Origin of the sequence: Pseudomonas sp., assembly GCF_030147005.1 — a bacterium.
In the GTDB taxonomy this organism is placed as follows: domain Bacteria; phylum Pseudomonadota; class Gammaproteobacteria; order Pseudomonadales; family Pseudomonadaceae; genus Aquipseudomonas.
Genome location: NZ_JASLAW010000201.1, coordinates 1 through 13,056, shown reverse-complemented (window position 1 = coordinate 13,056; position 13,056 = coordinate 1). Strand labels below are relative to the sequence as shown.

Annotated in this window: 11 protein-coding genes and 1 pseudogene; 6 read left to right on the top strand and 6 right to left on the bottom strand. The window is 61.6% G+C overall.

Annotated elements, in window-relative coordinates; genetic code table 11:
* The 5 genes from Q1V60_RS18875 to Q1V60_RS18855 all read right to left on the bottom strand — a co-directional run.
* Positions 1-1,041 (bottom strand): FAD-dependent oxidoreductase (locus Q1V60_RS18875; RefSeq protein WP_300633375.1); only part of this gene is annotated, 1,041 nt, incomplete at its 3' end.
* 224 nt (positions 1,042-1,265) lie between these two features.
* The gene (locus Q1V60_RS18870; protein ID WP_300633373.1) at positions 1,266-2,936 is read right to left on the bottom strand and encodes a bifunctional protein-serine/threonine kinase/phosphatase; all 1,671 of its coding nucleotides are present in this window, start codon (positions 2,934-2,936) and stop codon (positions 1,266-1,268) included.
* The gene (locus tag Q1V60_RS18865) at positions 2,936-4,147 is read right to left on the bottom strand and encodes a nitrate/nitrite transporter (RefSeq protein WP_300633371.1); all 1,212 of its coding nucleotides are present in this window, start codon (positions 4,145-4,147) and stop codon (positions 2,936-2,938) included. Before Q1V60_RS18865 ends, Q1V60_RS18870 begins: the two co-directional genes overlap by 1 nt.
* 182 nt (positions 4,148-4,329) lie before the next feature.
* Positions 4,330-4,905, bottom strand: coding sequence for an ANTAR domain-containing protein (locus Q1V60_RS18860; protein WP_057721200.1), 576 nt, complete (start codon positions 4,903-4,905; stop codon positions 4,330-4,332).
* Positions 4,906-4,915: 10 nt separating this feature from the next.
* Positions 4,916-6,142 carry a CmpA/NrtA family ABC transporter substrate-binding protein gene (locus Q1V60_RS18855; RefSeq protein WP_300633368.1) on the bottom strand — a complete coding sequence of 409 codons (1,227 nt, stop codon included), beginning with the start codon at positions 6,140-6,142 and terminating at the stop codon, positions 4,916-4,918.
* A gap of 301 nt (positions 6,143-6,443) precedes the next feature.
* On the opposite strand from Q1V60_RS18855, the pseudogene Q1V60_RS18850 reads away from it, so the two are divergent.
* The 5 genes and pseudogenes from Q1V60_RS18850 to Q1V60_RS18830 form a co-directional block, all read left to right on the top strand.
* A pseudogene (locus Q1V60_RS18850) lies at positions 6,444-7,199 on the top strand (secretin N-terminal domain-containing protein); the annotation flags it as partial.
* 122 nt (positions 7,200-7,321) lie between these two features.
* Complete coding sequence (locus Q1V60_RS18845) at positions 7,322-7,543, top strand: FliM/FliN family flagellar motor switch protein (protein WP_124371513.1); 222 nt, start codon at positions 7,322-7,324, stop codon at positions 7,541-7,543.
* A 161-nt stretch (positions 7,544-7,704) separates the two neighbouring features.
* Entirely contained in the window at positions 7,705-8,091 is a 387-nt protein-coding gene (locus tag Q1V60_RS18840; protein ID WP_300633365.1) for a winged helix-turn-helix domain-containing protein, read from the top strand.
* 34 nt (positions 8,092-8,125) lie between these two features.
* Entirely contained in the window at positions 8,126-8,545 is a 420-nt protein-coding gene (locus Q1V60_RS18835; RefSeq protein WP_300633377.1) for a transglycosylase SLT domain-containing protein, read from the top strand.
* An 84-nt stretch (positions 8,546-8,629) separates the two neighbouring features.
* Complete coding sequence (locus Q1V60_RS18830) at positions 8,630-9,649, top strand: quinone-dependent dihydroorotate dehydrogenase (RefSeq protein WP_300633363.1); 1,020 nt, start codon at positions 8,630-8,632, stop codon at positions 9,647-9,649.
* Positions 9,650-9,890: 241 nt separating this feature from the next.
* Here the strand turns inward: Q1V60_RS18830 and Q1V60_RS18825 are convergent, their stop codons facing one another.
* A complete protein-coding gene (locus Q1V60_RS18825) occupies positions 9,891-10,106 on the bottom strand; it encodes a ribosome modulation factor (protein WP_002553055.1) in 216 nt (71 codons plus the stop codon).
* 532 nt (positions 10,107-10,638) lie between these two features.
* Here Q1V60_RS18825 and rlmKL point away from each other — a divergent pair.
* Positions 10,639-12,903, top strand: a complete 2,265-nt coding sequence (gene rlmKL, locus Q1V60_RS18820; protein WP_300633354.1) for a bifunctional 23S rRNA (guanine(2069)-N(7))-methyltransferase RlmK/23S rRNA (guanine(2445)-N(2))-methyltransferase RlmL — start codon at positions 10,639-10,641, stop codon at positions 12,901-12,903.
* Positions 12,904-13,056: the final 153 nt, after the last annotated feature.

The following is a 13,056-nucleotide window of genomic DNA, read 5'->3' as shown; positions in this document are numbered from 1 at the left end:
GGAGAGGGTGATGGTCTCGGTGCCTTCGCCGCCCATGAAATCGCCGGCGGAGAACAAGTCAATGCCGGTGACTTTCAGCTTGGTGGAGGTCACGGAGCCTTTATAGGTGGCGAAACCCAACTGGGCGAGATGGTTGGCGCACACCTTGGCTTGTTCGAACAGCGGTGCGACCAGGCCGTAGGCAATCCCACGGTGGCTGGCGCATTCACCGATCGCGTAGATGCGCGGGTCGTAGGTTTGCATCGTATCGTTGACCAGAATCCCACGGTTGCAGGGGATGCCGGACTGTTCCGCCAGCGCGGTGTTGGGGCGGATGCCGGCTGCCATCACCACCAGGTCCGCGGGGATGATGTCACCGTTCAAAAATTGCACCGAGCCGACCCGGCCATTGCCGGCATCGTGCAGGGCCTGGGTTTGTTCGCACAGGCGGAACACCAGGCCACGGCTTTCCAGCTCGGTTTGCAGCAGTTGGCCGCTGGTCTTGTCCAGTTGCCGTTCCAGCAGCCATTCACCCAGATGCACCACCGTCACGTGCATGCCGCGCAGCATCAAACCGTTGGCGGCCTCCAGGCCGAGCAGCCCGCCACCGATGACAACTGCGTGCTTGTGGGTCTTGGCGGTGTCGATCATGGCCTGGGTGTCGGCGATATCGCGGTAGCCGATCACGCCCTGCAAGGTATTACCTGGAATGGGCAGGATAAACGGCGTGGAACCGGTGGCGATCAGCAGGCGATCGTACTCGGCTTCGGTACCGTCTTCGGCGATGACGCGGCGCTTGACCCGGTCGATCTGCACCACCTTGCGGTTGAGCAGCAGCTTGACGTTGTTATCCAGATACCAGTCCAGGTCGTTGAGCACGATCTCTTCGAAGGTTTGCTCGCCGGCCAGTACCGGGGACAGGAGGATGCGGTTGTAGTTGGTGTGGGGCTCGGCGCCGAACACAGTAATGTCATAAAGGTCGCTGCTGAGCTTGAGCAATTCTTCCAGGGTGCGAACCCCGGCCATGCCGTTGCCGATCATCACCAGTTTGAGTTTTTTCATGTCGCTCTCCGACCAATCACGCGCAAACAAAAAAAGGCGCCCCCGCTAGTTACCTAGCGAGGACGCCTTTGTCCTGGTCCCGTTCTCTCGGGAAGCTCGATCCTTCGACGTTGAAGGCGCGGCTATATGTGGGTTGTTGAGGAGGCTAATGCAGCAGCTGTGCCAAGTGTCGATGCCCCCGGGTTTATTGGCTATTAGATGCCGATGCTCTGGAATTTTGCGGGTTAGTGGTGCAATAGCCAGAACAGCAGCACCAGATTGATCAGCAGCGAAGCCATCGCCAGGGTTTGCCAGACCTTGAGCGGTTCACGCTCCAGCAAGGGGCGCGGGCGCACGCTCAGTTCGCGGCGGTCGGCCTGTTCCAGCACCAGCAGCCATTCTTCGGCGGTTTCATAACGTTGCTCCGGTTGCGCGGCCACGGCGCGTTCCAGGCTCAATGGCAACCAGTCCGGCACATCGGGACGGTAGCGGCTGGCACTGACCGCCTGAGTGAAGCGCGGGCGTTGGAAGGCTTCGATTTCGCCGTAGGGATAGTGGCCGGTCAGCAGGTAAAAGAGCGTGACGCCGACGCTGTATAAATCCTGTTGTGTCGTAGGGCGCTCGCCGTTGAACGACTCCGGCGCGATAAAACTCGGGGTGCCGGGCAGCACATGCGCGCGGTCTTCGGACAGCCCTGGGCAGTAGGCCAGGCCGAAGTCCAGCACGCGCAGTTCGCCGTCGTCGCCGAGCAACAGATTGTCCGGCTTGATATCGCGGTGCAGGATCTGCCGCCGGTGCAGCAGGCCGACTGCGCGCAGCAAACGCTCGGCGATGGACTGCCATTGCGCCAGGGGCAACGGGCCCTGGCGCTTGAACAGTTCGGCAAGGGTCTGCCCGGGATATTCGCGCATGACGTAGTACAAATGCTGACGCCCGCTGGCGGCGTGGACTTCAGGGAAAGCGCGGCCGGCGACCCGGCGCAGAAACCATTCTTCCGATAGCAAGGCTTGGGCGGCGTCAGTGTCGTCGTCGCGGCTTAACGGCAGGGTTTTAAGCAGCCAGGGCTGCTGTTGAGCATCCTGTACCCGATACAGCAGCGACTGTCGGCTCTGCGCCAGCAGGCTTTGCACGTGCCAACCCTCGAAGCGTTGCCCGGCTTTGAGCGGCGGCGGCAGTGACCACTGCTGCAACTGCACCAGTGCGTCGCCCAGTGTGGCGGCGCCGAGGGCGTCGATGCGCACCAGCAAGGCGCTGGCATTGTCCTGGCTTCCCGCCAGGTGGGCGGCATTGACCAGGGTGTTCACCGCCAGGTCCAGGTCGGTTTGCTCGCGCAAAATCGCGTTGATGCTGTGGTCGCCCAACGTGGCCCACACGCCGTCGCTGAGCAGCAGGAAGCACTCGCCTGCGCGCAGTTCTCCATCGAGAAAATCCAATACCAGGTGTTGGTCCAGGCCAAGGGCGCGCTTGAGCACATGCTGCATGCCCGGTTGCTCCCACACATGGTCCTCGCTGATGCGTTGCAACTCGCCATCCAGCCAGCGATAGGCCCGGCAGTCGCCGACGTGGGCCAGGGTGAAACGCTGGCCGCGAAACACCAGGGCACTGAGGGTGGTCAGCAGCGGCTGGCCGCCGCCATTAGCTTGCAGCCAGCGGTTCTGCGCGACCAATAAACGTTCCAGCGCCTGGGCCACGCCCCAGGTCTGCGGCGTGGCGTAGTAGTCCAGGGCCAGCGCCTGCAAGGTCGAGCGTGCGGCCAGGCCACCGTCGGCGCATTGACTGACACCGTCGGCCAGCGCGCACAGGTAGCCTTTGCTCGCGGCCAGTTCGGCCATGGGCGTGACCACCCGCAGCGCGTCCTGATTTTCTGCCCGAGGGCCAATTGCGCTGGCGTGGGCGACGCTCAGTTGCAAGCTCATCAGACGCGCGCGGCGGTCACGGCAGCCGAGCCCCAGGTGGTTCTCCAGCGCCGCTTGACGCCGTGCAGGCCAAACCAGGCCAGCACGCCAAGGCTGGCGAACAACCACAGGGCCAACTGGTAACTGCCGGTACTTTGTTTGATCGCGCCCATTCCGGCTGCCAGAGCGAAGCCGCCGATGCCGCCGGCCATGCCGATCAAGCCGGTCATGACGCCGATCTCACTGCGAAAACGCTGGGGCACCAGTTGGAATACCGCGCCATTACCGGCGCCGAGGCCGAGCATCGTGCAGACGAAAAGCGCCAGCGCAGCGTAGGAACTGGGCAGGTTGAAACCCACCGCCGCAATGCAGACCACCGCCACGCCGTACATGCCGAGCAGGGTCTTGATCCCGCCGAAACGGTCCGCCATGGCGCCGCCCAATGGGCGCATCAGGCTGCCGCCGAAGACACAGGCCGCAGTGTAGTAGCCGGCGGTCACCGGGCTCAGGCCGTACTGGTCGTTGAAGTAGCCGGGCAGGGCGCTGGCCAGGCCGATAAAACCGCCAAAGGTCACGCTGTAGAAGAACATGAACCACCAACTGTCGCGATCACCCAGGGCTTTGAAGTAGTCGGCCATCGACTTGGCTTTCGGGCGTTGCGGGGCATTGCGCGCCAGCCAGGCGAACACGATCAGGCTGAGGATCAGCGGAATCAACGCGAAGCCGAACACATTGCTCCAGCCAAAGGCAGCTGCCAGTACCGGCGCCAGCAAGGCGGCAAACACGGTGCCGGAGTTGCCGGCGCCGGCGATGCCCATGGCTTTGCCCTGGTGCTCGGCCGGGTACCATTGCGAGGCCAACGGCAGGGCGACGGCAAAAGAGGCACCGGCCATGCCGAGGAACATGCCCAGCAGCAGCGCTTGCTCGTAGCTGTGAATGCCCAGTTTCCAGGCGCAGAACAACGCCACAATCACAATCACCTGGCCGATCAGCCCGGCGGTCTTGGGCGACAGTTTGTCGGCCAGCATGCCCATGAGAAAGCGCAACACCGCGCCCGCCAGGATCGGCGTGGCCACCACCAGGCCGCGCTGTTGAGTGGTCAGGTGCAAGTCGGCGGCGATCTGTACCGCCAACGGGCCCAGCAGGTACCAGACCATGAAGCTCAGGTCGAAATACAGGAACGCGGCAAAGAGGGTCGGGGTGTGCCCGGATTTCCAGAAGCTTGATTTCATCACGCACCTCAACGGTTGGGGGTCTTGTCAGAAGGCCGGGTGGCTCCATGCACTGGCGCCAGAACGAAAAAAACGCCGCCACCGGGTTCGCGAGGGCAAACCGGGTGTGCGACGTCTTTGTCGTTTGTGGGGCAACCGCCGTTGGCTACCTGTAAAGGTTCTTTAGCAAGAGCCGCGCCAGATCACCCGAGCAATTCGCTCATGGCAATAATCTGTTCGGCGACCTGAATCAGTTTCTGCTGACGACTCATGGCCTGGCGGCGCATGAGGGTGTAGGCCTCTTCCTCGTTGCAGTCCTTCATTTTCATCAGCAAACCCTTGGCCAGCTCGATGCGCTTGCGCTCCGCCAACTGTTGATCGCGGGCATGAAGCTGGGCGCGCAGGGCCTGGTCGCTTTCGAAGCGAGCCATGGCCACATCGAGGATCGGTTGCAGGCGCTGGGCCTGGATGCCTTCGACGATATAGGCACTGACCCCGGACTTAATCGCCTGGCGCATGACATTCGGGTCGTGTTCATCGGTAAACATCACGATAGGGCGGGGCTGGTCGCGGCTGACCAGCACCACTTGTTCCATCACATCGCGGCCGGGTGACTCGGTATCGATCAGGATCACATCGGGGCGCACCGTTTCGACGCGCGCGGGCAAGTCGATGGTCAGGCCGGATTCATCGATCACCTCAAAGCCGGCCTCGGTCAGCGCGGCCTTGAGCCGGCCGACTTTGCGCGGGGTGTCGTTGATCAACAGGATTCGCAGCATGGTCGTGCTCCTAGCGCAGCGCTTGGCGGCTGATGTCGTCCGCCATGGCGTGCAGGCGGAAGCTGCGGGCATAGCCTGCGGGGTCGGAACCGTCCCAGATTTTGCCGTCGATCAACTGGCTGCTGCGCATGTCCTGGGTATTGGTCGGGACGCCGACGGCGGTGGCGGCTTGACGGTACACATCCAGTTGTTGCACTTGGCGGGCAACGGCCAGGTAGTCCGGGTCTTCGCGCAGCAGGCCCCAGCGACGAAATTGGGTCATGAACCACATACCGTCGCAGAGGTAGGGCAGGTTGACCGCGCCACCTGCGAAAAACCGCAGCGCATGCGGGTCCTGCCACTGGTTGCCCAGGCCATCGTCGTAGCTGCCCAGCAGGCGCGGCTCGATACAGTCCAGCGGTGCGTCGAGGTACTCGCGGGCGCTGAGCAGTTGGGCGGCGGAGCGACGGTTTTGCGTGCTCGCTTCGATAAACCGACTGGCCTCGAGAATCGCCATCACCAGGACGCGGGCAGTATTGGGGTAATGCTCGACAAAGGCCTGGGTACAACCCAGGACTTTTTCCGGATGATTCGGCCAGACCGCCTGGCTGGTCGCCAGGGTGAACCCCTGGTTCTGCCTTACGGCGCTGGCGCACCAGGGTTCACCGACACACAGGCCGTCGATACGGCCCGCTTGCAGGTGCGCAACCATTTGCGGCGGGGGCACCACCACGCTGTCTACGTCGCGCAACGGGTGGATGCCCTGGCTCGCCAGCCAGTAATACAGCCACATTGCGTGGGTGCCAGTTGGAAAGGTCTGGGCAAAGGTGAGTTTTGTGCGGCTTTGGTGCACATGCCGATCCAATGCCTCAGGACTGGTCACGCCTTGCAGTTGCAGCCCACGGGACAGGTTGATGCCCTGTCCGTTCTGGTTCAGCCCCATCAGCACCGCCATCGGGCTCGGTGCAACGCCACCGATGCCCAAGTGCACGGCGTAGATCAGGCCGTAGAGGCTATGAGCGGCGTCCAGCTCACCGCTGACCAGTTTGTCGCGCAAGTTGGCCCAGGACGATTGACGCTTGAGGTTCAGTGTGAGGCCGTAGGGTTGCGCAAAGCCCTGAGTGGCTGCAACCACCAGCGAGGCGCAATCGGTCAAGGCCATGAAGCCCAGGTCCAGGCTGCTCTTTTCCGGGGCGTCACTGCCGTTAACCCAGGCCAGCGCGGGGTTCACCGAACTGTTGCCGACCGAATCGTTCATCAACACCTACCTTTTCTCTCAAAAAAAAGCGTCGTCCCCTCGGATGGCGATACCAGCCATTACAGGGAAACGACGCCTTTGTCCGTAGGCTCGCTCCGTCGCTGGCGCGCGCCCTGATGTTGAGTACATAGCAAGGCACATGCCACGGGGCAGCCGTCAGCTTTCCATCATGATTGAACCTCGCTTGCCTTTCAGTATGGCCGCTCTTTTGCGTCCTACCGCCCCAGGAAAACCCAAGGTGCATGCTGACCCGCCCTTTAACACGAACCGCCACTGGCTCGGTAACACGCTGCTGTGGGTGATGCTGTTGCTGGCCAGCGGTGTTGCCTGGGGCGAGCCGTATCAGGCCAGGGATGAAAGCCTGAAGAGTTTTTTCACCGCGCTATCGGTGCCTTTGGGAACGCCTGTGGTGGTCAGTCGGGAAGCGGCGCACAAGCGTGTCAGCGGAGCATTCGATTTCGACGCCCCTCAACAGGTCCTCGAAGCACTGGCCCGCCAGGAAGGCTTGATCTGGCACAGCGACGGGCAAGCCGTGCACCTGTACGCGGCGAGCGAAGCGAGAACCTCGGCGGTGGCGCTGCGGCACATTTCGGTGAACCGGCTGCGCGGCATCATGCGCCGAACGGGGCTGGATGAGTCGCGCTACCCGTTGCGCGACAGCGGGCCGCGGACGTTCTACGTGTCCGGGCCGCCGAGCTATGTCGATCAAGTGCTGCGGTTGACGCAATTGACGGACCGGCAACGCAATGAGCTGCGTGTGGGGGCGAACACCTTCGGTGTGGTGCAGGTGTTCAATACCAGCGTTGAGGACCGGGAGTATGGAAGCGGCGCAAACAAGGTCAGCGTGCCGGGAATGGTCTCCATCATTCAAAGCCTGCTGGCCGGTGAGAAAAAGGGCCCGCTGGCGGACAAGAACCTGACCCTGATTGCCTATCCGGATATCAACAGCCTCTTGATCAAGGGCAAACCCGCTCAGGTAAGCCTGATCGAAAAACTGGTGGATGAACTGGATGTGCCCAAGCAACTCAATGAAGTCTCGTCATGGCGCGTGGATGTGGGTCTTGACGAATCGAAGCCCCCGGCCGGGCCGCCGCCGTTGACGGCCGCGCAATATGAACGTGTGCAACGTGCGTTCGTAAGGCCGGGCCGCGAGCGCTCTCCTGAATAAGGCGTTAGTCCATGTACCTGGAAATACTGCTGCAGGAGCAACTGATCAGCCGCAAGCGCTTGGCTGCGTTTGCGCCGGGCAAAGTCTTGCCGTTGGCGCCTGAGGTCATCCATTGCGTGGAGGTACGGGTCAATGGGCAACTGATGGCTGTGGGTGAGTTGGTGCAGTTGGAGGACCGGCTGGGGGTTGAGCTGCATGAGGTGTATCAGGAGTGGCTGCCTCGTTCGGGTTGAGTCGCGAGTTGTCTTACAGCAAGACGCTGAAAAACCCCGCTTGAATAAGGTTTTTCCTAGCGTGATACGCGAGACAGGTTTTTATAGTCATGCCATCGGGCGAGTGCGTCGCCACAGGAAGATCGGATTTGAATGTCAGCAGTCGAATGTGCAGGTGCCCCATGACCGTCGTGATTGAAGGATCGCCAAAGTCCCTCGTTTTCGCTCATTGGACCTTGCATGGCGACGGTCGACTGACGGGCAGGGAAACCGATATTCAACTGCCGCCCAAAGAAGGGCGCGTGCTTCGCCTGTTGCTTGGGTCCGGCGGTTCGTTGATGACCAAGGACCGCCTGTTGGCGCTCGCCTGGCCGAGGGGCGAGGTGGCCGATGAGTCATTGACACGTTGCATTTACGCGTTGCGCAAACACTTGAAAGCCGACAGAGGGTTTATCAAGACCGTGTATGGCAAGGGGTATCGTTTCACCTGCCCCGTACAGGTCGAGGGCGCTGAGCCAGCGCGTGTCATGCATGTGTGTTCGGCGTGCGGGCAGGTCAGCCGTGTTTAAGGTTTTGGGCAGGGGCCTGATACTCAGTGCGCTGATGGGCAGCAACCAGGCGCTGGCCTATTGCTGGGATGAAGTGGCGCGTCGCTACAACTTCGAACCAGAGTTGCTGCAGGCCATCGCGGCGGTAGAGTCGGGGTACCGCGCCGAAGCGGTCAACTATGCCAATGGCAATGGCACGCATGATATCGGTTTGATGCAAATCAACAGCAGCCACTTGCCTCGCTTGCTCAAGCTGGGCATTACCGAAGAACGATTGCTCAGCGAGCCATGTTTGTCGGTGGAGGTTGGCGCCTCGATCCTTGCCGAGTTCGTTCAGCGTTTCGGCTATAACTGGACGGCGGTGGGTTCCTACAATGTGGGGCCGCGCGCAGGGGTGGAGCGTGACGCGTTGCGCATGCGATACGCCGAAAAAGTCTGGGCCCGTTATGAGGCATTGATGGCCCGTCGTAATTGACGATTGGGCGGCACGCCTCGCATGCGGCCTGTCTCCCCGGCTATAATCGCGCCACCTTTCGCCGCCTTCGAGTCTAGCCCGCCCATGTATACCCTGGCCCGCCAGCTGTTGTTCAAACTCTCCCCGGAAACCTCCCACGATCTGTCCCTGGACCTGATCGGTGCCGGTGGCCGCCTGGGGCTCAATGGCCTGGTGTGCAAGGCTGCGGCGAAAATGCCGGTGTCGGTGATGGGGCTCGAATTCCCCAACCCGGTCGGGCTGGCTGCCGGCCTGGACAAGAACGGCGCGGCCATCGACGGGTTTGCGCAGTTGGGTTTCGGTTTCGTTGAGATCGGCACCGTGACCCCTCGGCCGCAACCGGGCAACCCCAAGCCGCGGATCTTCCGCCTGCCGGAAGCCGAAGCGATCATCAACCGCATGGGTTTCAACAATTTGGGCGTGGACCATTTGTTGTCACGGGTTCAGGCGGCGAAGTACAAGGGCATCCTCGGTATCAACATCGGCAAGAATGTCGACACGCCGGTGGAGCGTGCGGTGGATGATTACCTGATCTGCCTGGATAAAGTCTACGCCCACGCCAGCTATGTCACCGTTAACGTCAGCTCGCCCAACACCCCGGGCTTGCGCAGCCTGCAGTTCGGTGACTCTCTCAAGCAATTGCTCGAAGCGTTGCGCCAGCGCCAGGAAGACCTGGCGGTGCGCCACGGCAAGCGCGTGCCGTTGGCGATCAAGATTGCTCCCGATATGAGCGATGAAGAAACCGTGCTGGTGGCCCAGGCCTTGTTGGATTCGGGCATGGATGCGGTGATCGCGACCAACACTACCCTCAGCCGTGTGGGCGTCGAAGGCCTGGCCCACGGTGACGAGGCGGGCGGCCTGTCCGGCGCTCCGGTTCGGGACAAGAGCACCCATATCGTCAAGGTGCTGGCCGCCGAACTGGCCGGGCGCTTGCCGATCATCGCCGTGGGCGGAATCACCGAAGGCAAACACGCGGCTGAAAAGATCGCAGCGGGTGCCAGCCTGGTGCAGTTGTACTCCGGTTTCATCTACAAAGGCCCCGCGCTGATTCGCGAATCGGTGGACGCGATCGCCGCCCTGCGCTGATGCTTTTGCTGTGAACGCGGGCCTGCTCGCGAAAGCGGTGGGCCAGCCTGCCTGTTGCCGATACATCGCTTCGCGGGCAAGCCCGCTTCCACAAAGATCCGAGCGCGCCAGGCTCTTATTCTCCGGGCAATAAAAAGGGCTCCGTAAAGGAGCCCCTGGGCCGAAGCCCGCCGTCCGGATAGGACGTGCGTGGTTAAGTCGTTACATATTCAAGTTGATGTGTCGGAATTAAATGCCCTGATTAGCCGACGGCGTGAAGTTCGTTGAGTCTGTGGATGCCCGCAGTGCCAGTCATACCGTCCCAGTTGTCGCCGCGTCCTTCTCGCCAGCCATTGATCCAGGCTTGGCGTACCGACGGTAGAGTAAATGGGCAAAGCTCACGGGATTTTCCATGAACGCCATATTGATATCCGCGTAAAAATGCTCTTTCCAACGGATCACGCTTAAGTCTTCTCATAGGGTGTTTCCCTCACTTGTTGACTGTCTAGATATCCTTCGGCCTCGTGTGAGGCCGGGCAGAGTTTTTCTGCCGTTGGTGGGCTCGCTGCCGGCGTGGCGAGCCGATGTGTCGGCACCGTGACGGCGCCAACCTGTGTTGAGTTCTAACCAATAGGTCACATGGATTCAATGATCGTTTTGTCATAAGCACGTAACGATAATGACGCTATAGCCATAAGCTGGGATGGTTTTTCGCCCCTTTTACAAGGCAAAGCCAGCTATGATGTGCCCTGCGCAGGGCAAGGGTTTAATCTCTTAGTGAGAATGCCCGCCTGTTGCAGTCGGTTATTATTCGACGAAGGGTCGGATTATTTCTTTTTGTTGCTTCATATTCTTCTTCTGCCCCGTGAATAAAGGCCCATGGGCCCGTCAGACGGAGTGGAACGGCACATTCGTGCCACGCGAGCACTCTTCAAGAAAAGTGCTTGATTGAAAACCGAACCGGCGATGCGTCGCCCGTTCATTTATTGCTGAAAAGCCTGGATTGCCCCATGTCGGACCGTTTTGAACTCTTCCTCACTTGCCCCAAGGGCCTCGAAGGCCTGCTGATCGAGGAAGCCGTCGGGCTTGGCCTTGAGGAAACCCGCGAGCACACCTCGGCCGTGCGCGGCATGGCCGACATGGAAACCGCCTACCGTTTGTGCCTCTGGTCGCGCCTGGCCAACCGCGTGCTGCTGGTGCTCAAGCGCTTCCCGATGAAGGACGCCGAAGACCTTTACCACGGCGTACTGGATATCGAATGGGCCGACCACATGGTCAGCGACGGCAGCCTGGCGGTGGAGTTCAGCGGCCACGGCTCGGGCATCGACAACACCCACTTCGGCGCGCTGAAGGTCAAGGATGCGATCGTCGACAAGCTGCGCACCCCGACCGGCGAACGCCCGTCCATCGACAAGATCAACCCGGACCTGCGCATCCACCTGCGCCTTGATCGTGGCGAAGCCATCCTTTCCCTGGACCTGTCCGGCCACAGCCTGCACCAGCGCGGCTACCGCCTGCAGCAGGGCGCCGCGCCATTGAAGGAAAACCTGGCGGCCGCGATCCTGATCCGCGCCGGCTGGCCACGCATTGCTGCCGAAGGCGGCGCATTGACCGACCCGATGTGCGGTGTGGGCACCTTCCTGGTCGAAGGCGCAATGATCGCCGCCGACATGGCACCCAACCTCAACCGTGAACTGTGGGGATTCACCACTTGGCTCGGACACGTCCCGGCGTTGTGGAAGAAACTGCACGCCGAGGCCACTGAACGCGCCGCCATCGGCATGAACAAAACCCCGCTGTGGGTGCGTGGCTACGAAGCCGATCCGCGCCTGATCCAGCCGGCACGCAACAACATCGAACGCGCAGGCCTGAGCCACTGGATCAAGGTGTACCAGGGCGAAGTCGGCACGTTCGAGCCGCGCCCGGACCAGAATCAGAAAGGCCTGGTGATCTGCAACCCGCCGTACGGCGAGCGTTTGGGTGACGAGGCCAGCCTGTTGTACCTCTACCAGAACCTCGGCGAGCGTCTGCGCCAGGCCTGCCTGGGTTGGGAAGCCGCAGTGTTCACCGGCGCGCCGGACCTGGGCAAGCGCATGGGTATTCGCAGCCACAAACAGTATTCGTTCTGGAACGGCGCCTTGCCGTGCAAATTGTTGCTGATCAAGGTCAACCCGGACCAGTTCGTCACCGGCGAGCGCCGCACTCCGGAACAGCGTCAGGCCGAGCGCGAGCAGGCCGTGTACGATCAAGCCCCGGTCGAGCCGCAAGAGCGCCAGTACAACAAGAATGGTAATCCGATCAAGCCGGCTCCGGCGCCGGTGGTTGAGCAGGCTCGCTTGAGCGAAGGCGGGCAGATGTTCGCCAACCGCTTGCAGAAGAACCTCAAGCTGCTGGGCAAATGGGCCAAGCGTGAAGGTGTCGACTGCTACCGCGTGTACGATGCCGACATGCCGGAGTACTCCATGGCCATCGACCTGTACCACGATTGGGTTCACGTGCAGGAATACGTCGCGCCCAAATCCATCGATCCGGAAAAGGCCTCGGCACGCATGTTCGATGCCCTGGCGGCCATTCCCCAGGCGCTGAACATCGACAAGAGCCGCGTGGTGGTCAAGCGTCGCGAGCGCCAGAGTGGCACCAAACAATACGAGCGCCAAAGCGCCCAGGGCAAGTTTACCGAGGTCAGCGAAGGCGGCGTGAAGCTGCTGGTCAACCTCACCGACTACCTGGACACCGGCCTGTTCCTTGACCACCGCCCGATGCGCATGCGCATTCAGAAAGAGGCGGCGGGCAAGCGTTTCCTCAACCTGTATTGCTACACCGCCACCGCCAGCGTGCATGCGGCCAAGGGCGGCGCGCGCAGCACCACCAGCGTCGACCTGTCCAAGACCTACCTGGACTGGGCGCGTCGTAACTTCTCGCTCAACGGGTTTTCCGACAAGAACCGCCTGGAGCAAGGTGATGTGATGGCGTGGCTGGAAGCCAGTCGTGACGAGTTCGATATGATTTTCATCGACCCGCCGACCTTCTCCAACTCCAAGCGCATGGAAGGTATTTTCGACGTGCAGCGCGACCACGTGCAGTTGCTCGACCTGGCCATGGCGCGCCTGGCGCCGGGCGGCGTGCTGTACTTCTCGAACAACTTCCGCAAGTTCCAGCTGGAAGACAACCTCAGCGAGCGCTATGCGGTCGAGGAAATCAGCGACAAGACCATCGACCCGGATTTCGCGCGTAACGCGAAGATCCACAGGGCATGGAAAATGACCGCCCGCTGATTGGCGAGCTGTTGTGGCGAGGGAGCTTGCTCCCGCCGGGCTGCGCAGCGCCCCCAAAAACCTTGCGCGCTACGCACCCGAGCGGGAGCAAGCTCCCTCGCCACAACAGCATTTACGCTGGTCAAACACCCGACCGATGGCTATAACTTAGCA